Origin of the sequence: Agrobacterium cavarae (genome assembly GCF_004310285.1) — a bacterium.
Lineage (GTDB): Bacteria > Pseudomonadota > Alphaproteobacteria > Rhizobiales > Rhizobiaceae > Agrobacterium > Agrobacterium cavarae.
In genome coordinates this window covers 422563-444857 of sequence record NZ_SISF01000034.1, presented here as the reverse complement: position 1 = coordinate 444857, position 22295 = coordinate 422563, and the positions used below count along the sequence as shown (strand labels likewise).

Annotated in this window: 27 protein-coding genes; 16 read left to right on the top strand and 11 right to left on the bottom strand. The window is 57.3% G+C overall.

Annotated features, from left to right (window positions below):
• Positions 1–119: 119 nt before the first annotated feature.
• Positions 120–320 (bottom strand): hypothetical protein, encoded by a 201-nt coding sequence (locus EYC79_RS22995; RefSeq protein ID WP_062598358.1) that lies wholly within the window; start codon positions 318–320, stop codon positions 120–122.
• A 196-nt stretch (positions 321–516) separates the two neighbouring features.
• Between EYC79_RS22995 and EYC79_RS22990 the strand changes: the two genes are divergently transcribed.
• On the top strand, positions 517–1467 hold the full coding sequence (locus EYC79_RS22990; RefSeq protein WP_186330186.1) for a LysR family transcriptional regulator: 951 nt from the start codon (positions 517–519) through the stop codon (positions 1465–1467).
• A 116-nt stretch (positions 1468–1583) separates the two neighbouring features.
• Positions 1584–1745, top strand: coding sequence for an entericidin domain-containing protein (locus tag EYC79_RS22985; RefSeq protein WP_062425379.1), 162 nt, complete (start codon positions 1584–1586; stop codon positions 1743–1745).
• Positions 1746–1948: 203 nt separating this feature from the next.
• Here the strand turns inward: EYC79_RS22985 and EYC79_RS22980 are convergent, their stop codons facing one another.
• Positions 1949–2686: a ParA family protein gene (locus EYC79_RS22980; protein WP_130979622.1), complete on the bottom strand. Its 738-nt coding sequence runs from the start codon at positions 2684–2686 to the stop codon at positions 1949–1951.
• Positions 2687–2921: 235 nt separating this feature from the next.
• Here EYC79_RS22980 and EYC79_RS22975 point away from each other — a divergent pair, with 235 nt between their 5' ends.
• Complete coding sequence (locus EYC79_RS22975; protein WP_130979621.1) at positions 2922–3677, top strand: phosphodiester glycosidase family protein; 756 nt, start codon at positions 2922–2924, stop codon at positions 3675–3677.
• On the opposite strand, the gene EYC79_RS22970 is transcribed toward EYC79_RS22975, so the two are convergent.
• Positions 3672–4025, bottom strand: a complete 354-nt coding sequence (locus EYC79_RS22970; protein ID WP_062425377.1) for a hypothetical protein — start codon at positions 4023–4025, stop codon at positions 3672–3674. The genes EYC79_RS22975 and EYC79_RS22970 overlap by 6 nt on opposite strands.
• A gap of 771 nt (positions 4026–4796) precedes the next feature.
• On the opposite strand from EYC79_RS22970, the gene EYC79_RS22965 reads away from it, so the two are divergent.
• Positions 4797–6200 carry an L-serine ammonia-lyase gene (locus tag EYC79_RS22965; RefSeq protein WP_130979620.1) on the top strand — a complete coding sequence of 468 codons (1404 nt, stop codon included), beginning with the start codon at positions 4797–4799 and terminating at the stop codon, positions 6198–6200.
• Positions 6201–6264: 64 nt separating this feature from the next.
• Entirely contained in the window at positions 6265–6699 is a 435-nt protein-coding gene (locus EYC79_RS22960; RefSeq protein WP_062437550.1) for a DUF1489 family protein, read from the top strand.
• 215 nt (positions 6700–6914) lie between these two features.
• Here the strand turns inward: EYC79_RS22960 and EYC79_RS22955 are convergent, their stop codons facing one another.
• Positions 6915–7526, bottom strand: coding sequence for a transglutaminase-like cysteine peptidase (locus EYC79_RS22955; protein ID WP_130979619.1), 612 nt, complete (start codon positions 7524–7526; stop codon positions 6915–6917).
• Between the two features lie 242 nt (positions 7527–7768).
• Between EYC79_RS22955 and EYC79_RS23580 the strand changes: the two genes are divergently transcribed.
• Positions 7769–7942 (top strand): hypothetical protein, encoded by a 174-nt coding sequence (locus EYC79_RS23580; RefSeq protein ID WP_165457107.1) that lies wholly within the window; start codon positions 7769–7771, stop codon positions 7940–7942.
• A gap of 227 nt (positions 7943–8169) precedes the next feature.
• On the opposite strand, the gene EYC79_RS22950 is transcribed toward EYC79_RS23580, so the two are convergent.
• Positions 8170–8775, bottom strand: a complete 606-nt coding sequence (locus EYC79_RS22950) for a PilZ domain-containing protein (protein ID WP_130979618.1) — start codon at positions 8773–8775, stop codon at positions 8170–8172.
• Between the two features lie 310 nt (positions 8776–9085).
• Between EYC79_RS22950 and EYC79_RS22945 the strand changes: the two genes are divergently transcribed.
• Together EYC79_RS22945 and EYC79_RS22940 are read left to right on the top strand one after the other, a co-directional pair.
• Complete coding sequence (locus EYC79_RS22945) at positions 9086–9850, top strand: rhomboid family intramembrane serine protease (RefSeq protein WP_130979617.1); 765 nt, start codon at positions 9086–9088, stop codon at positions 9848–9850.
• 129 nt (positions 9851–9979) lie between these two features.
• Positions 9980–10414, top strand: a complete 435-nt coding sequence (locus tag EYC79_RS22940) for a CBS domain-containing protein (protein WP_130979616.1) — start codon at positions 9980–9982, stop codon at positions 10412–10414.
• 60 nt (positions 10415–10474) lie between these two features.
• Here EYC79_RS22940 and EYC79_RS22935 read toward each other — a convergent pair whose 3' ends face one another.
• The 3 genes from EYC79_RS22935 to folE form a co-directional block, all read right to left on the bottom strand.
• Positions 10475–11425, bottom strand: coding sequence for a patatin-like phospholipase family protein (locus EYC79_RS22935; protein ID WP_111850624.1), 951 nt, complete (start codon positions 11423–11425; stop codon positions 10475–10477).
• 103 nt (positions 11426–11528) lie between these two features.
• Complete coding sequence (gene hisI, locus EYC79_RS22930) at positions 11529–11990, bottom strand: phosphoribosyl-AMP cyclohydrolase (RefSeq protein ID WP_113260635.1); 462 nt, start codon at positions 11988–11990, stop codon at positions 11529–11531.
• A gap of 32 nt (positions 11991–12022) precedes the next feature.
• Positions 12023–12649 carry a GTP cyclohydrolase I FolE gene (gene folE, locus EYC79_RS22925; RefSeq protein WP_062425368.1) on the bottom strand — a complete coding sequence of 209 codons (627 nt, stop codon included), beginning with the start codon at positions 12647–12649 and terminating at the stop codon, positions 12023–12025.
• A gap of 272 nt (positions 12650–12921) precedes the next feature.
• On the opposite strand from folE, the gene EYC79_RS22920 reads away from it, so the two are divergent.
• The 4 genes from EYC79_RS22920 to thrS all read left to right on the top strand — a co-directional run bounded on the left by EYC79_RS22920 (position 12922) and on the right by thrS (position 16298).
• Positions 12922–13368, top strand: a complete 447-nt coding sequence (locus tag EYC79_RS22920; protein ID WP_130979615.1) for an iron-sulfur cluster assembly scaffold protein — start codon at positions 12922–12924, stop codon at positions 13366–13368.
• 4 nt (positions 13369–13372) lie between these two features.
• A complete protein-coding gene (gene yidD, locus EYC79_RS22915; protein WP_130979614.1) occupies positions 13373–13735 on the top strand; it encodes a membrane protein insertion efficiency factor YidD in 363 nt (120 codons plus the stop codon).
• A 9-nt stretch (positions 13736–13744) separates the two neighbouring features.
• Positions 13745–14179, top strand: a complete 435-nt coding sequence (locus tag EYC79_RS22910) for a DUF2267 domain-containing protein (RefSeq protein ID WP_130979613.1) — start codon at positions 13745–13747, stop codon at positions 14177–14179.
• A 109-nt stretch (positions 14180–14288) separates the two neighbouring features.
• Positions 14289–16298 (top strand): threonine--tRNA ligase, encoded by a 2010-nt coding sequence (gene thrS / locus EYC79_RS22905; RefSeq protein WP_130979612.1) that lies wholly within the window; start codon positions 14289–14291, stop codon positions 16296–16298.
• 98 nt (positions 16299–16396) lie between these two features.
• Here thrS and EYC79_RS22900 read toward each other — a convergent pair whose 3' ends face one another.
• Complete coding sequence (locus EYC79_RS22900) at positions 16397–17377, bottom strand: hypothetical protein (RefSeq protein ID WP_062425363.1); 981 nt, start codon at positions 17375–17377, stop codon at positions 16397–16399.
• Positions 17378–17485: 108 nt separating this feature from the next.
• Between EYC79_RS22900 and EYC79_RS22895 the strand changes: the two genes are divergently transcribed.
• From EYC79_RS22895 to EYC79_RS22885, 3 genes are all read left to right on the top strand, one after another.
• Positions 17486–18067, top strand: a complete 582-nt coding sequence (locus tag EYC79_RS22895) for a nitroreductase family protein (protein WP_130979611.1) — start codon at positions 17486–17488, stop codon at positions 18065–18067.
• Positions 18067–18672, top strand: coding sequence for a flavin reductase family protein (locus EYC79_RS22890; protein ID WP_113226122.1), 606 nt, complete (start codon positions 18067–18069; stop codon positions 18670–18672). The genes EYC79_RS22895 and EYC79_RS22890 overlap by 1 nt, the downstream gene beginning before the upstream one ends.
• A 149-nt stretch (positions 18673–18821) precedes the next feature.
• Positions 18822–19958 carry a DUF2336 domain-containing protein gene (locus EYC79_RS22885; protein WP_130979610.1) on the top strand — a complete coding sequence of 379 codons (1137 nt, stop codon included), beginning with the start codon at positions 18822–18824 and terminating at the stop codon, positions 19956–19958.
• A gap of 154 nt (positions 19959–20112) precedes the next feature.
• Here EYC79_RS22885 and EYC79_RS22880 read toward each other — a convergent pair whose 3' ends face one another.
• Positions 20113–20511: a hypothetical protein gene (locus EYC79_RS22880; protein ID WP_111850632.1), complete on the bottom strand. Its 399-nt coding sequence runs from the start codon at positions 20509–20511 to the stop codon at positions 20113–20115.
• 101 nt (positions 20512–20612) lie between these two features.
• On the opposite strand from EYC79_RS22880, the gene EYC79_RS22875 reads away from it, so the two are divergent.
• Positions 20613–21068 carry a GNAT family N-acetyltransferase gene (locus EYC79_RS22875; RefSeq protein WP_062438880.1) on the top strand — a complete coding sequence of 152 codons (456 nt, stop codon included), beginning with the start codon at positions 20613–20615 and terminating at the stop codon, positions 21066–21068.
• 9 nt (positions 21069–21077) lie between these two features.
• Here the strand turns inward: EYC79_RS22875 and EYC79_RS22870 are convergent, their stop codons facing one another.
• Entirely contained in the window at positions 21078–22292 is a 1215-nt protein-coding gene (locus EYC79_RS22870; RefSeq protein WP_062437529.1) for an AI-2E family transporter, read from the bottom strand.
• Positions 22293–22295: the final 3 nt, after the last annotated feature.

Below are 22295 nucleotides of genomic sequence, written 5' to 3'. Positions count from 1 at the left end.
AGTGACCGAGTGAAACTGGCTTGTCTGTCGTTTGTTCCGCAGCGCAAAAAAATGGCCCGCCGGAATATCCTGGCGAGCCATTTACTCATTTATCTCGACGCAGCGTCGACAGCATTTGGTCACTTGCGGATGGTGTCGTTGGCAGGCCATCCAATGTCCTTCAATGTGTCTGCGGGCAGGCTCTCGAGAATGCGCAGGTTGCGTCTGCGTTGCCAGGAAGCACGAAGCTCGAACCCAGCGGTGACCACGCGGGATATCCAGGATGGCGGGCGTAGCCGAAGCCAGCTACCGGTCTCCTCATGCACGATTATCATAGTCATTTTTAACGCTCCTTCCTTTTTGTTTCAGCGTCTGTCGTGAATGTGACACGACACCTATGCGCTTGCCAAAATCATCAATCAATCGAATGACGGTGATGGCATCCATGACATTTTGTGTTGCTTTATTCCGATGGCAGGTGCGATCGTTTCTGCATGTGAGGAAGAATGGACGTCACTTGACATTCAATCAAACGAAATGATATCGATCTATCATTCAGAAAAATTGACGGACACGGTCATGACTGTTTCATTTCGCCAGCCTCTTCCCTTGCTCGATAACGATATCCTCCGCACCTTCGTCGCGATCGCCGAGACGGGTAATTTTTCGACGGCTGCCGAGGCGGTTTTTCGAACGCCCTCCGCAGTGTCCATGCAGATCAAGAAGCTCGAAGAGCAGTTGAAGACGACGCTCTTCCTGCGAGATGCACGTTCAGTGACGCTGACCGCGCATGGCGAGACCCTGCTGACCTATGCCAGACGAATGATCGCGCTGTCTAACGAAGCCGTGTCTCGCTTCGTCATGCCGGAGCTGTCCGGCGTCGTGAAGCTGGGTGCGCCAGATGATCTCGGTCAGCGTGGATTGCTGCCCGGAATCCTCAAGCGCTTTGCGGAAGCTTTTCCCGCAATCATGGTGGACGTCACGATCGACTCCAGTTCGCAACTCTACAAACGCATCGATGAGCAGCGGCTTGATCTGGCGCTTGTCAATTGCGCGTCCCATCCCTTGCGCGATACCGGCGAAGTCTTAATGCGGGAACGGCTTGTCTGGGCGGGTGCGAAATGCGGCACCGCGCATTTGCGCGATCCATTGCCGATCTCGATTTGGGAGGATGGCTGCATCTGGCGCTCGGAGGCGATCAACGCGCTGGATAAGCGCAATCGTCCGTACCGGGTTGCCTATCTCAGCGGTCACACGATGGCACAAAGAGCGGCAATCGAAGCCGATCTGGCGATTGCGCCGCTTCCGCGCTCCTATGTCCATAACGACATGGTCATTCTTGGAGAGAAGGAGGGACTGCCGCCGCTTGGCAGTTTCGACATCCGCCTGATCATGACCGACAAAGTGTCCCGTCCAATCCAGGCTGTTGCAGACAGTATTCGCAATGCGTTTCGCGACGTCGCGCAGGTTGGCGCAGATCGTGGGTGAAATAGGTTGCGCCCTCACGTTTTTTTGAAAACGCGTGGAACCTGAACAAGTTTGCGACGTTTTTCGTGCGTCACGGATCACGCCTGCAGGTGCAGGCTCAAGGGGAGTTTTGAAATATGACGACACGTGCACTCGCAACCGTTGCTGCCATTCTCGTTACGGTCGCTAGCCTTAGCTCTTGCGGCAACACAATTCGCGGCGTTGGCCGTGACACAGCGAATGCCGTGGATGCAACGCAGGATGCAGGACGCAGCGTGGACCGCGCAGCGCGCCGTTGACACGATCATGGCACCGCCGCGTGCCGTAGGTTGACGAAAATGATGAAGCCGACGAGCAATCGTCGGCTTTTCTGTTTTCAGCGAGTGCCAAGCTGGCTTTTCAAGCGTGTCGCGATCTTTCAGATTCGCTCCCCACGCTTTCGATCCCTCTATTGTCGCATGCTGTTACCGCAAGACCGCGTCGCACTATTGCGCGACTTACTTCAGGCCGCTTTCTTAGCCGGCTGCGAAGCGACGGCCTTTGCACCCGCAGCCTTGGCGGATTTGGCCGCAACGGTCTTTGCAGGAACGAGGCTTAGGACGTCGAGAGCAAGCGCCTGCGCATTCTCACACGCCTTGTCCAGGTTGCTGACGCGCTCCGGATCCATCATATGCGGGGCACCGCCGGTCACGAACATATCGCGATAGGCAGCGCGTTCTACCAGAGGCGTTCCCATCACGTGCACCATCTTCTCCGCCAGCAAAGACTTCACAGCCTGCATGGAGCGGGTGGTGATGATTGGGCTGATGCGCGTCAGGATGACCGAATGCGGAATATGGATGTCACAACGCTCGGCAAGGTCCTTCAGAAGACCGAGAACTTCGGCGCCGCCCACAGCATCCATGGCGCAGCCCTGAACAGGAATAAGCACGTGGTTGGCAAAACCGATGGCCTTCGCCATGAGCGGTGACCGCCCGCCGGGAAGATCGACAATAACATAACCGCCGCGCTTCTTGCTGCCCTTGATATGGCCTTCGATGGTTTCATCGCTCACGTCCGAAATGACGGAAAGGTTTTTCTGGGCTTTCGTCAGCCCGTACCACCTGGACGTCCACTGTTGCGGATCCGCATCCAGCAACGTGACGCGGTGTCCCAGTCGGGCAAGCTCGCTGGCAATGATGACGGCAGCCGTTGTTTTTCCCGCTCCGCCTTTGGTATTTGCAAATGTAATGACTGGCACTGTCTGAACCCCTGATCTTGTGTTCGAGCCGTATCATCGCCCGCAATCGACAACCGCTTCATCATAAAACGGAACGTGTTTTCTTATTTGATTGTAGTGCTGTGGCCTCAATTCAGGCGGAAAGTCCGTCTGGAAAGAAGGTGGCCTCGTCTCAGATCTTTTGAATCTTGCTTATGCGGCGCACCGGCGCCCACCCAATAGAAACGATGATTCTTTACTTCCGCCAAGGGAAAATATGCGCCGCTTTGTAATATATTTTTTATCATTGCTTCTCGCAACACAAGCACGCGGTAGTGAATTACCTTCCTACTGTCTCAGAATGGAACACGCCGGCGCGGCCTATACCGTTTGCAGCTTTGACCCGAGCAAAGCCGATATCCGGCTTTTTAGCCGTGACGACGTCACGGGCGCCTCCTATGGCGGCTTTGCTGCATTGTCGTCGGCCCTGTGGCGGCAGCATCAATTCATCGTCTTCGCCATGAATGGCGGCATGTACCACCGCGATCTCTCGCCAGTCGGGCTCTACATAGAAAACAAGATCGAGAAGACACCGATCAGCACTGCCGGGGGCTGGGGCAATTTCCACATGCAGCCGAATGGCGTTTTCTTCATTGCCGACGGGAAAGCGGGCGTGCGCGAAACCAGCGCCTACCTGAATGCCAATCTCAAACCCGATCTTGCCACGCAATCAGGCCCGATGCTCGTCATCGATGGAAAACTCCATCCGCGCTTCCTTGCCGACAGCGACAGTTTCAAACGCCGAAACGGCGTCGGCGTCTCATCCGACGGCATCGTTCATTTCGTCATCTCGGAAGACCCGGTGCGCTTCTATGATTTCGCCACGCTGTTCCGCGACAGATTGAAGACCGACAACGCTCTTTATCTGGATGGCACAATCTCGAGCGTCGACATTCCCGCGGCGGGCAGGCGCGATAGTCTTTTCCCCATGGGTCCGATCATCGCTGTCGTGGAACGGGTACCGGACTTATAGAGGTGACTTGGGGTAGGCTTTTTCAAGCCCGCCGGATTTGGCGAGCCCGCTCTTAAACGCATTATAGGCGGGATGCTGGCTGCTCTTGGCGACCTCGTGAAGGCGGATCTGCAGGCGGGCAGGGGCATTGTCACCAAACCATCTGCCGCACTTTTCCAGCTTCAAAGCATTCAGAAAGCGCGACTGAGATTCCCTGTCTAAAAAGACGAGAAGGCCTTCCAGCAGCGCTTCGTCCTGCTGTGGATTTTCTAAGAGAAGTCTCAACCAGGCCTCGTCGTCTGCGCTCAGCGTCGAAATCTTCGAGGCCACGGTATCCCGGTCTGGAAAGGCTGATGAAGCGCTCTGCATGATTCCCCCGCTCTGCTTGAGTATCCTTCCGGTAGTGCAGAGATAGTTGCTTTTCAAGCAGTCTTTGCGGCCTCGTGCGATGCGCCAAGCTGAGCACCTCTTCAACGAACGATCAGCTACCAAAAGCAAGGCGTGTCTTGTAGCATTTACACTCGTGTCCGAATTGAGGTCGCAAAGCTGACAGCACCTCGCTGACCATCGTCTATTAAGCGCTTGTTTTTTCATATACCTATGCGCTGGACGTATGGCAGGTCACAGGATTCGCCTTGGTTTAGCCTCTTTTTGCATTTGCGTTCGTCATACATTTTTAATAAATGGTTGCGCCACGGGACGCGCTGCAAGAGCCGCCCGAAGAGTGAACACGCTGGAGTCATCATGGAAGAAACCGCTCAGAAATCCTGCTGGGGTGTTACGTTACGCGCACTTGCAGGCTTCGCTGCTTTTCTCGCATTGACCTATCTTTTTGGTACACCGTAAGCATCTCACTTTTTTAAAAAGTTTTTTCGCAAAACAGCGCGGCCTCTCCCAAGAGCCGCGTTGTTTTCGTTTGGCGATACCGCTTGAGCGCCGTGTGTTCCTTTGGACGCACAGAGGACGCTCCATCGTTTTAGACTCCACGTATCGCGCTTTCCCGAAATCGGTCCCGATTTCGGGTCGATGCTGCAGTTGCCACAGCGCTACCGACACAGTTTTGGCCGCATTTTGATATGGTTCGTGCTGTGTGCTTCCGATAGAGTCGAGCCAATAGGTCTATACATAGGGCATCCCAGAATGTTTCTTTCCGTCTTCGACGTGTTCAAAATCGGCATCGGACCTTCCAGCTCCCACACAATGGGACCCATGTCGGCTGCCAACCGCTTTCTTGAACTGATCCTGTCGGATGACTGGCCCCGGCCTTCAGGCGCAGCAGTATCCGCCATCAAGGTCAGCCTGCACGGCTCGCTCGCCTTCACGGGCATCGGCCATGGATCGGGCAAGGCTGTTGTCTTGGGCCTGACGGGCGAGAAGCCGGATCAGGTCGATCCGGATGCCATGGACGGGATTATTGCTGAGGTGGAGCGCACGGGTCTTGTGAAGCCGGCAGGTCATCCGTCCTATGCCTTTCGTCCGAACGAGGATCTCGTATTCGACAAGAAGAACCCGCTTCCCGGCCACGCCAATGGCATGACCTTCTCTGCCTATGACAATCAGGGCAGGATGCTTTTGAAGCGCATCTACTACTCTGTCGGTGGCGGCTTCGTTGTCACGGACACCGAACTCGACGCCATGCGCCAGCGCGGAAAGACGGTCGATAACGGTCCCAAGGTGCCTTATCCCTTTGCCACCGCAAAAGAGATGCTGGACATGGCAGCGCGCTCCGGCCGCACCATCGCCCAGATGAAGCGCGCCAATGAAGAGACGGTTATGAGCCGCGACGTGCTGAATAGCCGGCTTGACCAGATCTGGGATGCGATGAACGGCTGTATCGAACGCGGCCTGAAGGGCGAAGGCATTATGCCGGGCGGGCTCAAGGTTCGCCGCCGCGCGCGTTCTATCCACGACAAACTCAATGCCGAATGGCGCAGCAACCGGCTGAACCCCGTTCTCGCCAACGACTGGCTGAGCGTTTACGCCATAGCGGTGAATGAAGAGAACGCAGTCGGCGGTCGTGTCGTGACCGCTCCAACCAATGGAGCGGCTGGTGTCGTGCCCGCCACCGTTCGCTATTTCCGCCACTTCCACGAGGATGCCTCGGTCGACGACGTTCGTGACTTCCTGCTGACGGCAGCGGCGATCGGCGGGATCATCAAGCACAATGCGTCGATTTCCGGCGCAGAAGTGGGCTGTCAGGGGGAGGTTGGCTCCGCCGCTGCCATGGCGGCGGCAGGTCTTGCTGCGGTGATGGGCGGCTCGCCGGCACAGGTGGAAAATGCTGCGGAGATCGCGCTTGAGCACCATCTTGGCATGACGTGCGATCCGGTTGCAGGTCTCGTGCAGGTACCCTGCATCGAACGCAACGCGCTTGGCGCAGTGAAGGCCGTGACGGCTGCCTCGCTCGCGTTGAAGGGGGATGGAGAACATTTCGTGCCGCTCGACGCCTGTATCGAAACCATGCGCCAGACCGGCAATGACATGAGCGAGAAATACAAGGAAACCTCCACCGGCGGCCTCGCCGTCAATGTCGTGGAATGTTGATATTTGATGACGCGATTGTTTAACGGGCGCTTGACGCGTCCGTCGAAACGGCATTGATAGCGGCATGGCTCTACATCTGATCAAGCTATGCGTCGGCGCGGATTCCATCGAGGATCTGCGCGAATGGGTGTCCCAACGTTCGCTAACCGCTATGGCGGCTGGCCTTGAGCCGCACAGCGTTCACACCACTCGCATGATCCCGAAGCGCATGGAAGAGTTGCTCGATGGCGGCTCTCTCTATTGGGTGATCAAGGGACAGGTACAGGCGCGCCAGAAGCTTCTCGATATCCGTTCCTTCACTGGTGGCGATGGCATCACGCGGTGTGATCTGGTTTTGGGACCCGAAGTCATCGAGACCTCGCCTGCACCAAAGCGTCCCTTCCAGGGCTGGCGTTATCTTAAGGATGAGGAAGCCCCACGCGATCTGGGCGGCTCAGGCCTTGCGGACGACATGCCCTCCGATCTCCGACGGGAACTTGCGGAACTCGGACTTCTCTAGCGCGATCTTCTAAGTTCTTAAGCGCCGGCACATGTCAAAATAGAAAAACCGGCTCCGGGGGCAACGGAACCGGTTCTGCGGCAGGATCGACACGGGGTAGAGCGACCTGCCTAAACCTTGGAAGCACTTGCGACGAACGTCTTTGCCGTCACGACTTCCGCTTATTGAACTGCGCCGGGCTGCGGGGAGGCGTTCCGGCGCTCTGTCCCTTGCAATCAGTTCTTGATGCCGGCGACGGCGCTAACGTTGCGGCCATCCTGAACCTTGACCCAGCGGCCTGGATTGTTCGAATCCTGGCGCTTGAGATAGGTGTATTCGGTATCCGACCAGTCCATGACCTTGTTGCGGAGGTTGTCGAGAATAAAGTCGCCGCGGTCGGTCCGCACCGTCAGCACCGCATGGCCCGAGCCGTTCGGCTGCAGCACGACCGTGATCAACAGGTTGGAGGCAGAGATGCCTTTGTTCATCAGCATCTTGCGCTTCAAGAGCACGAAGTCTTCACAGTCGCCTGCTGTTGTTGGATAGGCCCAGCGCTCCTCCACGCCGTAAATCTCCATATCGGTCGCTGGCGTGATGGTGGTGTTGACCGTGTAGTTCACGTCCAGCATCATCTTCCAGGTTTCTTCCGTCAACCGAAGCGGGCCCATATCGGCCGAGGTTGGCTGGCATTCGCTCTGGTAGGTCTGGCAGAATTCGTAATGCCCAATCGGAGGATTGGCCTTTCCGATGATGCGCATTGCTGCTCCCGGCGATGCTTCTGCCTGCGAGGCGAATGCGCCAATTGCCAGTGCTGCAATGATCAGTCCCAAACGGCTGTGTTTTTTCATTTCTTGTCTCCCCGTTGTGAGGAGGACAATGCCAGCGACACTTTGATCGCACGCAAAAAAGCGTGCTCAAATTCGAGCTTAAATTAAGCAAAAACAACAGCTTATTTGATTCGTGTTTGAACGGAATTTGAATAGAATTTTATCGATCCGATTAGCTCATCAGTCGACCGAAGGCTGCAAACCGCCCACATTCCGGCACCCTGTGAATGAAGCAGGGTTAACGGGCAGGGTGATTTCAGCCAGTGTTGATCAACACTCAACCATTCGTTCACTTTGTTTTGGAGGTGAAAGCGCGCTCAAAACGGCTGAAAGCGGCGAAAATTCCTGTTTTGATTGCAGAAAAAATCGTACTTCAACCGTCTTTTTCTGCGCTTTTTTCAGAAATTTCTTTGGAGTCCCACTTTGGAGCAGGGTGATCCCAACCTTTGGGAAGGCCTTTGCCAAGCGTACTTACGCAGCATGGAGGGAGTTGGACCGATAAATCGCTGGAAACAAGGCTCGGGACTCACGAGCGCGCTCGAGATGGTGACGGCCTGTCGCACCTTATCCGCAAGATCGGCAGCGGAAACTGCCCGCCGAAAGGCAATAAAAAACCGGCGAACGCTTAGCGTCGCCGGTCGTGAAACTCGATGGTGAAAAAGTGTCAGAGAAACTCGATCAGTGCGTCCTTGGACTGAACACTGTCGAACTCGATCGCAACGCCTTCCATGAAGTGGCGAACGATGCTTCCACCCATATTGCCGAGGCGGACGGTGGTGCCGAGCGCTGGCCGAGGTTCGATCTCGATAGCGGCACCGGAGAGCGAAAGGTCGATGATGCGGCAGCCGACCGTGTTACCGTCATTCAGGAGAAGCGTGGCATTTGGGTTGCGCGGAGTGAGACGATCATGCCGCCGGTCCTCAGGCAGGCCGAGCGCCTGGCGCTTTGCAATCCACGCCAGTTGAGCGGCGAGTTTCTCGCGCTTGCGTTCTGTCGCTGCAATAGCGATCGAAAAACCGTCGCCAGTGAGATGTGTGACCTTGCCTTCGACGCGACCGATATGCTGCAGATAGATGATGATCCGGTCATTCCGGTTCGGTCTGGCAAAGCACGTCAGCCGCGCACTTTCCGCCGTCATTTCTGTGGCAGTACAGTCAAACTCATCTTCAGTCGGCAACATAAGACGTCCGGAAAGACCGACGGTAACCGGCGGTTCGGCGGTGTCGACTGACTTCGAAACGTGGGCGTGTGCGAGATGTGATGAAAACATGGCCTGCGCTATGTTGCATGAAGAAAAGGACAAGCCCTATTTACTACGCGCGGGTTAACAGACTGTTTTGTCGTACAGCAATATTTGAGGAGAATTACGCGATATCAGCGAAAGCTTCTGCTCCACTGTCTCATTGTGAAGCAAAACTGTTGTAGGCGGAAAATATGCCGGTTTTCATCGTCTCCTTGGCGGGTCCGACGATTTTGAAAAAGAGCCTTATCGACCGTGTTGGTACCTCGCGGCTGCTTTTATTTGGTCGACCCTTCCTATATGGCTGAAACTGGGTCGAACGATATGAAATGGAAATGAAATGACGCATCATGACGGCGGTGAATTGCAAGAGCCGCGAGACGATCGCCCCCCGCCGCAGAAGCAACCGGTGTTCAACCTTCCCTTTATCATCGTCGCTGTCCTTGGCTTCATGATCGCCATCCAGATAGGTTCGGCCTACCTGATGTCGGACACGACTTATGAAGCCTTCCTCTTCACCTTCGGCTTCATTCCCGCGCGCTACACCATTCCCCTGGCACAGCAGGGCCTGGAATGGCTCTGGACGCCAGTGACCTATTCCTTCCTGCATGGTGGTGTTGAGCACATCCTGTTCAACGGGCTATGGCTGATGGCGTTTGGTGCGCCCGTGGCGCGCCGCATCGGCACAACACGATTTATTCTTTTCTGGGTAATTTCGTCGGCGATTTCCGCTTTCGGTCATGCGGCGCTTGATTGGAGCAGCATCACGGTTCTGATTGGTGCGTCCGGCGTCGTCTCAGCCCTGATGGGTGCAGCTTGCCGCTTTGCCTTTCCACCTCGCGGGCAACGTTATCATCCTTCCTTCGGCCACCTTCTTCCGCGCCAGGGAATTGTCCAGGCGCTGACCAATAAAACGGTTTTGATTTTCACGATCGCGTGGCTTGCGGGTAATGCGCTGATTGCCGTGGGCTTCCCGCTATTCGGCGATGTCGGAGGCGAGGTGGCGTGGGACGCTCACATCTTCGGCTTCTTCTTCGGCTTCCTTTTCTTCGGCCTGTTCGATCCCAAAGTCGCCTCGGGAGAGAAGGCTGCCTCAATCGATTGAAGTTTGATCGAACCTCAAATCCTGTTGCTTTCCCTTTCGAGGGAGCGCAAAAATTTGAAGACGGTGCTTCGTTCTCAGGGAGGAGACTTGGGTGCGATAGCCGGGCTGCAACGGACAAGGGAGGTACGCATGCCGATTTTTGTAAAGGAAATTCTCGATATCAAGGGTAGAGAGGTCGTGACGGTCGATCCCGGCATGTCGATTGCCGATGCTGCCGTGACGCTCTACGAGCATCGGATTGGTGCTGTTGTCGTGACCGACCATATGGGCGCAGTCCTCGGCATCTTTACAGAGCGCGATCTCGTGCGTGCCGTGGCCGCCAAAGGCTCCGCAGCCTTGGAGACCAGGGTCTCCGACGTGATGACCAAGAGTGTGACCCGCTGCAGCGAGGAAACCACGACAGACGACCTCATGGAGATCATGACCGGCGGCAGGTTCCGTCATTTGCCGGTAGAGGCCAATGGGCGCCTTGCGGGTATCATTTCCATCGGTGACGTGGTCAAGGCCCGGATCAGCGAGATCGAGACGGAAGCCGAGCACATCAAGGCCTATATTGCCGGCTGATTGGCGGTCCGCCTTGAGCAGGTAGAAGGAGGGCAGGCACCCAGCCTGCCTTTCATGGTATCAGGGTTGAAATACCTGCTGCATGCGCTTCAATTCCGGAATTCGAGACCGTGTTTCCTCGTATCCCTGGTCGATCGCCTCGGCCGCCCGGTGAAATTCCGAGAGGCCGATATGGCTGATGCGCGGATGCAGCGTGAGATCCGGCGGATCGCCCGCCAGTCTTGCGCGCGAAATGCGGTCCTGAATAATGTTGAATGCCTGAACCATCACACCTGGCAGCCCCATGCGCGATGTGGCCTTGATCGGCGTTTCGGCTTCGCTTTTGCTGCCGGCACCCGCACCGTGCTTGACCACGGCCGAGCGGCCGAAAATATCGTAGTTGAGGTTTACCGCAACGACCAGAGCCTGCTCATAGGCGCGGCAAACTGATACCGGTACCGGATTGACAAGGGCCCCATCGATCAGCGTCCTGCCGTTGCAGCGCACCGGCTCGAAAATGCCGGGCAGGGCATAGGAAGAGCGCAATGCCGTGATCAGATTGCCCTGGTGAACCCAGACCTCGTGGCCGGTGCGCAGTTCGGTCGCAACCGCGATGAACGGATGCTCGAGATCTTCGATGTTGAGACCTTCAAGATGCTCCTGCATCCGCTTGGTTAGACGCATGCCGCCGAACAGGCCGCTACCGCCAATCGTCAGGTCCAAAAGTCCGGCAATGCGGCGCATCGTCAGCGAGCGGGCAAACTCTTCCAGCTCGTTGAGCTTGCCTGCGAGATAGCAGCCGCCGACGAGAGCGCCGATCGACGTCCCGGCAATCATGCCGATCTTCACTCCGGCTTCGTCAAGCGCCCTTAGGACGCCAATATGCGCCCAGCCTCGAGCCGCACCTCCGCCAAGCGCCAGCGCGATGCGGTTCGGTGGGAGCTGCGGTTTGGGTGCGGGCGCGATTTTCTCCAGGGTGCCGAGTGTCGTCGCGGACGATGGATTATCGCGGTTCATTCCCCATCCAAGCATTCGACGTCTCCCACTTGCATCTCCCGAGACCCTTGAGTCTCCTCAAGGCTTCGTCACATGATCGTAGCAAAAGGCAAAGAAATCGAAAAGATTGAGCTCTTCATCACGGCGAAGAGGGTGAGCCATAGGTGGTTTCGGGGTCGAAATGCCGCGTGTCGTCGGTGATGGTATTAACCGCTTTGCCGTCTTCCATCGTCACGGTGCGATAGAAGCAGGAACGACGGCCGGTATGGCAGGTGGCATCATGTCCGGCGACGGAGACTTTGAGCCACACGGCATCCTGGTCGCAATCGGTTCGAAACTCGCGAACCGTCTGGAGATTGCCGGAGGTTTCCCCCTTCTTCCAGATCTTGTCTCGCGAGCGGCTGTAGTAGTGCGCAATGCCCGTTTCCAGCGTAAGCTTCAGCGCCTCCGCATTCATATGTGCCACCATCAGCAATTCACCGTCCTTGATGTCGGTGACGACTGCAGTCACGAGACCGTTCGCGTCGAACTTCGGCGTGAACGGTCCAGATGCCTCCAGCGCCGTCTTGTCGGATGGCGCGACTGGGAAAATGGCGGACATGAAATCCCCTGGGTGAGAGGGAGGCAGCCGGTTCAGCGGCTGCGCACCATGGACATGAAGCGGGCCTGCTCGGCAGGGTCCTTCTTGAACGCGCCGGTGAAGCTCGTCGTCAACGTCGTCGAGCCCTGCTTTTGCACGCCGCGCATGGACATGCACATATGTTCGGCGTCGATCATCACGGCGACGCCGCGTGGCTTCAACGTGGTTTCGATGGCGGAGGCGATCTGCGCTGTCATCGTTTCCTGGGTCTGCAACCGACGACCGAATATCTCGACGACGCGAGCGATCTTGGACAAGCCGAGAACGCGTCCATTCGGCAGATAGGCAACATGCGCCTTGCCGATGATCGGCACCATATGGTGTTCGCAATGGGAGAAGAACGGAATATCGCGCACGAGAATGATGTCGTCATAGCCGCCGACCTCTTCGAAGAAGGTGCCGAGGACGTCCTTGGCATCTAGGTCATAGCCGGAGAAGAGTTCACGATAGGCTTTGGCCACGCGCTTCGGCGTATCGAGCAGACCTTCACGGGTTGGATCGTCGCCAGCCCAACTCAGAAGGACGCGCACGGCATCCTCGGCTTCAGCCTGCGTTGGCCGTGCCTTTGTCACATCGTCCGTCGCGCCTGCGCCAGGAAAATTCTTCACGATTGCATCCATTTTTTATCTCCCGGTATGGTTCAAGGCCACACCTGAACACGCCCTGCAACGACGCTTGCGCGCCACGTTGCTGCTATCTGGTTGTTTTTCTGAATTTTGGCAAGAGTTTGCGCTTCTCGCCTCCATTATTTTATCAAACCTTGATGTACGGTTAATGAGTTAACATATTACGGTGGCCAAATGCAGGAAAGCTTTTCCCAGCGCGACACATCGTTTAGAAAATGATGACAGCGCTGGAACCTTCCGCCCGCGCCTTACCTGGAATATCGACCATGGACGACATCTATAATAACCGCATCCTGGAATTCGCCGGCAATATCCCGCTCGCTGGCGGCATGGCAGATGCCGATTCGCAAGCGGAGAAGCACTCCAAGCTCTGCGGTTCCAAGGTCAAGGTCTACATCAAGATGGATGGCGACCAGGTCTGCGACTTCTCGCATGAAGTGCGCGCATGTGCGCTCGGTCAGGCATCCTCGTCGATCATGGCGCACCATGTGGTGGGTGCCAGCCGGGCAGAAATCCGCAAGGCGCGCCAGGACATGATCGACATGCTGACAGCGAACGGCGAGGGACCGGAGGGACGCTTCGAGGATATGCGGGTGCTAAAGCCGGTCAAGGATTATAAGGCACGCCACGCCTCCACAATGCTCACCTTCGAGGCGGTCTGTGATTGCCTTGATCAGTTGGAGGCGAAGCAGCCTCTGTCCGCAGCGAGTTGATCTCATGTGCGGACAACCCGGTTGTCATCATAAATCGGACAAGCCTGTAAGCCGCTCCCGCAATTGGGCTGGCCCTTTTCGAAAGACCCCGGGCAGGCTAGTCGGCATGGGCCTTATTCGGCTCTATCAACTGACGCTTTCCGGCTTTATCGGAAATTCTTGCCGTCATATTCCGACCTGTTCGGAATATGGATACGAAGCGATTGCCCGTCACGGCCTGTGGTCTGGCGGTTGGCTGAGCCTTTTCCGCGTCGCACGTTGCGGACCGGGTGGAACGAGCGGATATGATGGCGTGCCAGAAAGTCTTCGATCGGTCCGTTACTGGCAGCTCTGGAAACTCTGGACTGTCGGAAAGCACAAAGGGTGACGCTGGTTTATGACGGTACCCCAGGAGTACATTCAGGCATCGCGAGATTTTGAAGCTGTCCTTGTTGATGTTCGCGACAGAGCCATGGTCAGCACGACACACCGTGCCTTCACGACACTTGAGGCGGTGCTTCGTGTTTTCCGGCGGCGTCTGACGGCAGATCAAAGCCTGGCGTTCGCCGGGTTGCTGAAAGCGTGCGTGCGAGCACTTTTCGTTGCTGACTGGACGATGGGCGAGCCCGTCGTTCCTTTCGCCACGCGGCCCAAAATGCAAGAGGAGGTCATGTCGTTGAGGCGAGACCATAATCTTTCACCAGACACAGCTATCCAAGATGTGACAGAAGCGTTGCGTTTCCACATGGACGAGGAGAAGTTGAAGAGCTTTCTCAAATCCGTTTCACCGGATGCACTCTCTTTCTGGGGTTTTTCGACCGAAGTTGAATAGACTTTACTGAACAGCCAAATTTCAGTATCCACGCGCTGCATTGTCAGTCCTTTCGGCTGACCGTTACCCCACCCGCATTCGTTGGCGGGACTGGACAGGAGAATTCAAAGTGTCAGACGCCGTTTCCCTTACATTTCCAGATGGCTCCGTTCGTCAGTATCCCGCGGGTACGACCGGACGTGATGTTGCCGAATCCATTTCCAAGTCGCTTGCAAAGAAGGCCGTCGCCATCGCGCTGGACGGTCAATTGCGCGACCTTTCCGATACGATTGCCAATGGCGCAATCGAGATCGTCACCCGCGACGACAAGCGTGCGCTTGAGCTTATCCGCCACGATGCCGCCCACGTGATGGCCGAAGCCGTGCAGGAACTGTGGCCCGGCACCCAGGTGACCATCGGTCCTGTGATCGAAAACGGCTTCTATTACGACTTCGCCAAGAACGAGCCTTTCACCCCGGACGATCTGCCCAAGATCGAAAAGAAGATGAAAGAGATTATCGGTCGTTCTAAGCCCTTTACGCGCGAAATCTGGTCGCGAGAGAAGGCCAAGCAAGTCTTTGCCGCCAAGGGCGAGAACTACAAGGTCGAGCTCGTCGACGCGATTCCCGAAGGTCAGGATCTCAAGATCTATTATCAGGGCGACTGGTTCGACCTTTGCCGCGGCCCGCACATGGCCAATACGGGGCAGATCGGTACGGCCTTCAAGCTGATGAAGGTTGCTGGAGCATACTGGCGTGGTGATAGCAATAACCCCATGCTGACGCGCATCTACGGCACGGCCTGGGCCACGCAGGAACAGCTGGATCAGTATCTGCACATCCTGGCGGAAGCCGAGAAGCGCGACCACCGCCGCCTTGGCCGCGAAATGGACCTGTTTCATTTCCAGGAAGAAGGCCCGGGCGTGGTGTTCTGGCACGGCAAGGGCTGGCGCATGTTCCAGACCCTGACCGCCTATATGCGCCGCCATCTGGAAGGCACCTATCAGGAAGTGAACGCGCCGCAGGTTCTGGACGCTTCGCTGTGGGAGACCTCCGGTCACTGGGGCTGGTACCAGGAAAACATGTTCGCGGTAAAATCCGCCTATGCCTTCACCCATCCGGAGGACAAGGAAGCGGACAATCGCGTCTTCGCCCTGAAGCCTATGAACTGCCCTGGTCACGTTCAGATCTTCAAGCATGGGTTGAAGTCTTACCGAGAACTGCCTGTTCGCCTTGCAGAGTTCGGTACTGTCCACCGCTATGAAGCGTCGGGTGCTCTCCACGGCCTGATGCGCGTTCGTGGCTTTACCCAGGATGACGCCCACGTTTTTTGCACCGAAGAGCAGATGGCCGCGGAATGCCTGCGCATCAACGATCTGATCCTGTCGGTCTATCAGGACTTCGGCTTCGAGGAGATTGTGGTCAAGCTGTCCACGCGCCCTGAAAAGCGCGTCGGTTCGGACGACCTTTGGGATCGCGCCGAAAGCGTGATGACCGAGGTCTTGAAGACCATCGAGGAGCAATCCGGCGGCCGCATCAAAACCGGCATTCTGCCGGGCGAGGGCGCTTTCTACGGTCCGAAGTTCGAATACACCCTGAAGGATGCGATCGGCCGCGAATGGCAGTGCGGCACCACCCAGGTGGACTTCAATCTGCCGGAACGTTTCGGTGCCTTCTATATCGACCAGGCGTCTGAAAAGCGTCAGCCGGTGATGATCCACCGCGCGATCTGTGGTTCGATGGAACGCTTCCTCGGCATTCTGATCGAGAACTTCGCTGGCCACATGCCGTTGTGGTTCGCGCCGCTACAGGTTGTCGTTGCCACGATCACCTCGGATGCCGACGATTATGGTCGCGAAGTCGCCGAGGCTCTTCGGGAGGCCGGTCTCTCGGTGGAAACCGATTTCCGCAACGAGAAGATCAACTACAAGATCCGCGAGCATTCGGTCACCAAGGTTCCGGTCATCGTCGTCTGCGGCAAGAAGGAAGCCGAAGAGCGCACGGTCAACATCCGCCGCCTCGGTTCGCAGGCCCAGACCTCGTTTGCTCTGGATGAGGCGATTGCCAATCTGGTCGACGAGGCGACACCGCCCGACGTCAAGCGCAAGCGCGCTGCAAAGGCGAAGGCCAAGCTTGCTTGATCCCAAAGAAAACGGCGCCTTCGGGCGCCGTTTTCATAAGATGCTGCTGTGGGGCTTGTTAGGGACGTCCGCAGCGGCGCGGATCTGTGGGGAGTCGGCTATTCGAAATCGCCCGTCGCGTCTTCCGGTGCCTGGTCCTTCATCAGCACTTCGACATCGGAATCCTGTCCGGCCTTCACCCTGAAATTGCGCTGATAGACCTTGTCCTTGTTACGGGCAATTGCGGTGTACTCGCCGTCGGCGAGCACCATGGTGGAAAAGGCGCTGACGCTTTCATTCACCACGTCGCCAGCGCCCGTCAGCACAGACCAGGCCGTATCGGCAATGGCTTCGCCGCCATGCTCGGAGACGAGTTTCAGCGTCACTTGTGCCGCATGGTGCTGCAGCGTTGCTTCGGTCAGCTTGCCGGCTTCCACCTGGATATCGGCGCGAACCACCGCATTGACTGACCCGTATTCCGATACGACATGGTAGGTCCCAGCATTGAGACGGACGATGGTGTTCGGCTTCACATCGGTCATCACCAGCTTCCGCTCTCCGTTTTCGGAGGCTTCAGAGGCGTAGATGGAAAACTTCAACTGATTGGCGGAAATGGTCTTGTCGTTGCCGGCAACGGCATTGAGGACGAAGCCACCAGCATCGAGAATGAGAACCTGCTTGTCGATCTTACCGGTTTCGGGAACGCTGAGCTTCTTGGTGACACCGGCGCGACCGAAGGCGACGTTGACGAAGTAATCTCCCGGCTCAAGGTGAAACTCGGCTGAACCGCCTTCGGAACTCGCCAGCATCGGCAGTTTGCCATCGGCGCCCGGAATAGGGCTGAAGACCCGCCACGCAAGCCCCTCCATCATCGGCTCGCCTTGCTGGGTCAGCTTTGCTTCCAGCACGATATCACGGGATTTGGCCGGCTCCGGCTCGCTGGGCGAGGGAACGGAGAACGCGTTCAGCTTCGGCATTTTAGGCGTGCCGCCAAGCTGCTTGAATTCCTTGAAGGCATCCTGCGAGACGGCAATACCGGGTAGCGCGCTAGCCGAGACGAGCGCGATGCACAGACCTGCTCCGATTTTGGTAAACGTCATTTCTCTCGACCGGATTGACTTCTTGTTTTTGTGGGACCACTTCAATCCGAACCGCAAGGCTATTTCAAGGCCTGTCTTTACATTGCATGCGAATGGAACGGTCCGACCATGACAACTGACATCAAGCTCATCGACTATCTGAATGTACGACGCTCGACCCCCGCGCCGCAATTGACGGAGCCGGGCCCGAGCCGTGAAGAGCTCGAGGAGATTCTTCGCCTGACGGTCCGCGTTCCAGACCATGGAAAGATTGCACCCTGGCGCTTCATCGTTATCCGAGGCGAAGAAAGGGTGAGATTGGGCGAAGCCGCATTGGCACTCGCGCTGAAAAAGAACCCTGACTTGAGCGCCGACTTCCAATCGGTCGAAACAACCCGCTTCACCAGAGCACCGGTCGTCATCGCCGTGGTCAGCAAGGCTGGTCCTCACGTGAAAATCCCCGAATGGGAACAGGTGATGTCGGCAGGCGCCGTATGCCTCAACCTGCTGATGGCATCGAACGCGCTTGGTTATGCCGCCAACTGGCTGACGGAATGGGTGTCCTACGATCCTGAGTTTCTGCCTGAGTTGGGCGTGAAGGATGGAGAGAAGGTGGCTGGGCTTATCTATATCGGATCGACGACGTTCCCGCCTGTCGAGCGTCCGCGCCCGGAACTGGCCGAGGTTGTGACCTGGGTCGGTGAAGCGTGATGTTCTACACCACAGACACGAACCAGCATGGCATGGCGCACGATCCCTTCAAGGCGATCGTCGCGCCGCGACCCATCGGCTGGATCGGTTCCAAGGGAAGCGATGGAACGCTGAACCTTGCCCCTTATTCTTTCTTCAACGCCATCGCGGACAAGCCCAAACTGGTGATGTTCTCATCGAGCGGACAGAAGGACAGCCTGCGCAATGTTCGCGAAAGCGGTGTCTTCACCGCAAGCCTGGTCAGCCGCCATCTCGTGGACCGGATGAATGCCTCGTCGGCACCTGTCGATTACGCCGTCAACGAGTTCGCACTGGCTGGCCTGACCGCACGTGCGGGCGAGGTGGTCGATGCGCCCTATGTGGCGGAGGCTCTTGCCGCGCTGGAGTGCCGCGTCACGCAGATCGTGCAGCCGCAGGATATCGAAGGCAAGGCGGCCGACTCCTGGGTGGTCTTCGGGCAGGTGATGGGCATTCATATCGATGAATCGATCATCCGCGATGGTCGCATCGATATGGGCCTTGCGCGGCCCGTCGCCCGGATGGGCTATATGGACTACGCCGACGGTGGCGCGGATGTCTTCCAGCTGGCCCGCCCGAAGGCCTGATAGCCTCCATTTACGCCATGGTTAAGGAGCATGGTGAACCAATCGTAAACCTTTTCCCCCTAGGTTTCACCCATGGGAGGTGATCGCCGGCTCGGTAGCGAGTCGCGATAACCTCCGCGGGGTCATAAGAACATTTCTTGGGGTGCAGGGTGGTCGTAGAGGCATTTCTCAGCTGGACGGATAAGGCGCGTGCTGGCGATAGAGCCAAGGCTGCGAAGGCCTTGGGGGCAGCCTATGTCACCTCATCCTTGCCCAAAGACAAACAGGCAGGCGCCTATATGGCGATGTCCTACCTTCTGGACGATCCATCGCCCAAAGTCCGTCAGGCACTTGCAGACGCGCTTGCCTGCTCTGACGATGCTCCTCGTCCTATCGTTATCGCACTGGCTGAAGACCAGGCCGAGATTGCCTGTCCGGTGATCATCAATTCTCCCGTGCTTCGGGAATCGGATCTCGTGGATCTGATCGGCCGAGGATCGTCGACCACAAGAGCGCTGATTGCGGCACGTGCCGATTTAAGCGCCGGAGTTTGCGCGGCTATGGCGGAAATCGGCAGCGAATGTGAAGTGATGATCATGCTGGAAAACCTATCGGCCCAGATCACACCCTTCACGCTGCGGCGTGTCTCTGAGCGTTTCGGAGAAGAGTCCGAAATCCGCAATCTCCTACTGGATCGCCACGATCTCCCAGCCGATGTACGCCACACCCTCGTCCTTCTGGTTGGAGAGGCGCTGGCCTCTGCTGGAATCGTGGGTCAGGTCATCACCGTGGCACGCGCCCGCCAGATCGTTCAGGATGCATCGGACGCAGCTGTTACGCTGATTGCCGGCGAGGCATCCGGTCAGGAAAGATCATATCTCGTCGAGCATTTGCGCCAGCACCGACAGCTGACGCCTTCCTTCCTTCTGCAGCTTCTTTGCACCGGAAAGCTCGACTTCTTCTCCGAGGCCATGTCCAACCTCTCCGGGCTTGAGGAGCGACGTGTCCGATCGATCCTTGCAACAGGCAGAAACCACGCGGTCAAGGCGCTCTACCAGTCGACCGGTCTGTCCGGCCGCGCCCTTGAAGTTTTTATCGAGGCGACTCGTCTGTGGCGCCAGGCGGCCGAGATGCCCTATGGTGGAGCGGTCCAGCGGGTTGCCGAACGGCTCCTCGAGACGTTCTCAAATACTGAGAGCGATCCAAGCGTCTACGAAATGATGTCGATGATTGAAAAGCTTCTGATCGTCGATCAACGTCAGAGAGCACGCTCCTTCGCCGAGGAACTGATCGCCGAGGCCGCCTGATCTTCGGAACAGGCAGCTACCACGCTTAAAGCGTGTCGCGATCTTTCGGATTCGCTTATTGGCTCTATGTCCTCGTTTCATCGCATGTGGTTATCGCAAAACCGCGCCACGCGTTTGCATGACATGCTGTCGTCCAACGACCGCGGGGAAAGCCTTACTTGGATAGGCGTCTGGCAATCCAGGAATAGCTGTCTTCGACCATGCGCACCGGTTTGCCCAGAACCTCCCTCACACCTTCCGTCGAGGGAAGGATTTTTCGTACGCGGCCAATTGCTCGCTGCGCAAGGTTCTCCTCCTCTTGCTCCTCGGTTTGCGGCGTTTGCTTTGGAGTATCCTGCCCGGTCGTTGCCTGCTCGACGGGAGCGTCCGGCATCTGACAAACGGCAACGACGACCGGATAAGAGACATTGGTGAATTGGCCAAGCTGCTTTTCCGACTCGGCGTCGCAGAGTTCAACGCTCGTCCAACGCTGTTGCATTGTCGCGATGTAGCGGCAATCGGATGCCGTGTCGTCGCAGCCGAGGATTGTCATCAAGACGAGCGCGGTTCGCATTTCACTTTTCTCCGGACGAAAGAGCTGGTTTACTCAGCGTGTCATTCAATATGATTGCAGTCTTATTGCGGCTGAAGCCGCCCAATTATTATGGAAATAGCATGCCAGTTGAAATCAATCCGGAATCACCCCGTCAGCCAGAAATCGCCCGCCTCATGGATTTGTCGAATGCCTATATGGCCTCGCTCTATCCCGCCGAAAGCAACCACCTTGTCGATCTCGAGGCGCTTGAAAAGCCCACCGTCTCATTCCTGGTCGCGCGAAATGACGGAGCTATTGTCGGCTGTTGTGCGCTGGTGGAGGCCGGAGACGGCACGGCGGAGATCAAGCGCATGTTCGTCGATCCCGAAGCGAGAGGCCTTCAGATCGGCAAACGCATGATGGCGGCGCTGATTGAACGCGCACAGGCGCTAAAGCTTTCAGCCATTCGCCTCGAGACTGGCATCAGTCAGCCGGAGGCGATCGGCCTTTATCGCAAGGCCGGATTTGTCGAGATCGAGCCATTCCCGCCTTACAAGCCGGATCCGCTCAGCATGTTCATGGAACTTCGTCTTTAAGCGGGGTGCCTAAACGGAGCTGGCGGCCTTTCGCGGCCTTGGAGGTTCCTCCACCAGCTCTATCTCCTCCTCAAGAACGTCATGGACGATCACGGGTTCGCCTGCCGATATCTCTGCTTCGCGCACCCATTCGCGCCAGACGGCAACCAGCAGCGCCATCAGCACGGGACCGATGAAGAGACCAAGGAAACCCATGGTTTTCACGCCGCCGACAAGGCCGAAGAAGGTTGGCAGGAAAGGAAGCTTGATAGGGCCGCCAACAAGGCGTGGACGGATCGTCTTGTCGACGATGAAGAGCTCGACCGAGCCCCAGATAAAGAGGCCGATACCAGCCGCGGGCGAGCCGCTTGCTAGGAGATAGAGCGATACCAGCGTGAAGGAAAGCGGCGCACCACCTGGGATGAGCGCCATGACGCCGGTCAGCACACCGAGCGTAACCGGGGAGGGGACGCCGGCGATCCAGTAGGCGATACCGAGAATGATGCCTTCGCCGATAGCGATCAGCGTCATGCCTGTCACGGTGGAACTGATCGTCGCAGGAACGACGCGTGAGATGCGCTCCCAGCGGTTTGGCAGAATGCGTTCGCCGACAAGGTCGACCTGGCGGGCAAAGCCCACACCGTTGCGATAGACGAAAAACAGCGCAATCAGCATGAAGAGCAGCGTCAGGACAAGGTGGAATGCTCCGTTACCTGCCGCCACGATCGCGCGATAGATGTTGCCGATATTGGCGCCGCTGACGAGCTGGATCACTTCGCCGATCGCGCCGGGGGTTCCGACATAGCGTGTCCACTGTTCGCTCATCCAGACGCCGACACCTGGAAGCGCTGCAATCCACTGTGGAACGGGCGCGCCCGTCTTGTTGACCTCGACGGCCCAGCCAAACCATTCGCGAATCTCACCGGCCGTATAGGACGCAGCAATCACGATCGGAACAATGAGGAAGGTGATAATCAGCAGGATTGCGACGGTCGCCCCGATCGTATTGTTGCCGCCCACACGGGTCAGTAGGCGCCGATAGATCGGCCAGCTTGCAAAGCCGATGACGAGAGCGGCGAGAACCGGAACGAGAAAGCCGTAGAAGAAGTAGATCCCGGCTGCGACAATCAAAAGCAGAAGCCAGCGCGCTGCCGAAATAGAGGGGACCAAGGCAATGCGGGCGTGGGTCGCAGCGCCCAGCCACCGGGGTTCTCCATCCGGATGATGATTGTCGGCTTTATTCACTCT

Coding starts and splice junctions, on each gene's coding strand:
- EYC79_RS22995 (WP_062598358.1), bottom strand. CDS start 320: ATGACTATGATAATCGTGCATGAGGAGACCGGTAGCTGGCTTCGGCTA.
- EYC79_RS22990 (WP_186330186.1), top strand. CDS start 517: ATGATATCGATCTATCATTCAGAAAAATTGACGGACACGGTCATGACT.
- EYC79_RS22985 (WP_062425379.1), top strand. CDS start 1,584: ATGACGACACGTGCACTCGCAACCGTTGCTGCCATTCTCGTTACGGTC.
- EYC79_RS22975 (WP_130979621.1), top strand. CDS start 2,922: ATGCGCCGCTTTGTAATATATTTTTTATCATTGCTTCTCGCAACACAA.
- EYC79_RS22970 (WP_062425377.1), bottom strand. CDS start 4,025: ATGCAGAGCGCTTCATCAGCCTTTCCAGACCGGGATACCGTGGCCTCG.
- EYC79_RS22965 (WP_130979620.1), top strand. CDS start 4,797: ATGTTTCTTTCCGTCTTCGACGTGTTCAAAATCGGCATCGGACCTTCC.
- EYC79_RS22960 (WP_062437550.1), top strand. CDS start 6,265: ATGGCTCTACATCTGATCAAGCTATGCGTCGGCGCGGATTCCATCGAG.
- EYC79_RS22955 (WP_130979619.1), bottom strand. CDS start 7,526: ATGAAAAAACACAGCCGTTTGGGACTGATCATTGCAGCACTGGCAATT.
- EYC79_RS22950 (WP_130979618.1), bottom strand. CDS start 8,775: ATGTTTTCATCACATCTCGCACACGCCCACGTTTCGAAGTCAGTCGAC.
- EYC79_RS22945 (WP_130979617.1), top strand. CDS start 9,086: ATGACGCATCATGACGGCGGTGAATTGCAAGAGCCGCGAGACGATCGC.
- EYC79_RS22940 (WP_130979616.1), top strand. CDS start 9,980: ATGCCGATTTTTGTAAAGGAAATTCTCGATATCAAGGGTAGAGAGGTC.
- EYC79_RS22935 (WP_111850624.1), bottom strand. CDS start 11,425: ATGCTTGGATGGGGAATGAACCGCGATAATCCATCGTCCGCGACGACA.
- hisI (WP_113260635.1), bottom strand. CDS start 11,990: ATGTCCGCCATTTTCCCAGTCGCGCCATCCGACAAGACGGCGCTGGAG.
- folE (WP_062425368.1), bottom strand. CDS start 12,649: ATGGATGCAATCGTGAAGAATTTTCCTGGCGCAGGCGCGACGGACGAT.
- EYC79_RS22920 (WP_130979615.1), top strand. CDS start 12,922: ATGGACGACATCTATAATAACCGCATCCTGGAATTCGCCGGCAATATC.
- yidD (WP_130979614.1), top strand. CDS start 13,373: ATGTGCGGACAACCCGGTTGTCATCATAAATCGGACAAGCCTGTAAGC.
- EYC79_RS22910 (WP_130979613.1), top strand. CDS start 13,745: ATGACGGTACCCCAGGAGTACATTCAGGCATCGCGAGATTTTGAAGCT.
- EYC79_RS22900 (WP_062425363.1), bottom strand. CDS start 17,377: ATGACGTTTACCAAAATCGGAGCAGGTCTGTGCATCGCGCTCGTCTCG.
- EYC79_RS22895 (WP_130979611.1), top strand. CDS start 17,486: ATGACAACTGACATCAAGCTCATCGACTATCTGAATGTACGACGCTCG.
- EYC79_RS22890 (WP_113226122.1), top strand. CDS start 18,067: ATGTTCTACACCACAGACACGAACCAGCATGGCATGGCGCACGATCCC.
- EYC79_RS22880 (WP_111850632.1), bottom strand. CDS start 20,511: ATGCGAACCGCGCTCGTCTTGATGACAATCCTCGGCTGCGACGACACG.
- EYC79_RS22875 (WP_062438880.1), top strand. CDS start 20,613: ATGCCAGTTGAAATCAATCCGGAATCACCCCGTCAGCCAGAAATCGCC.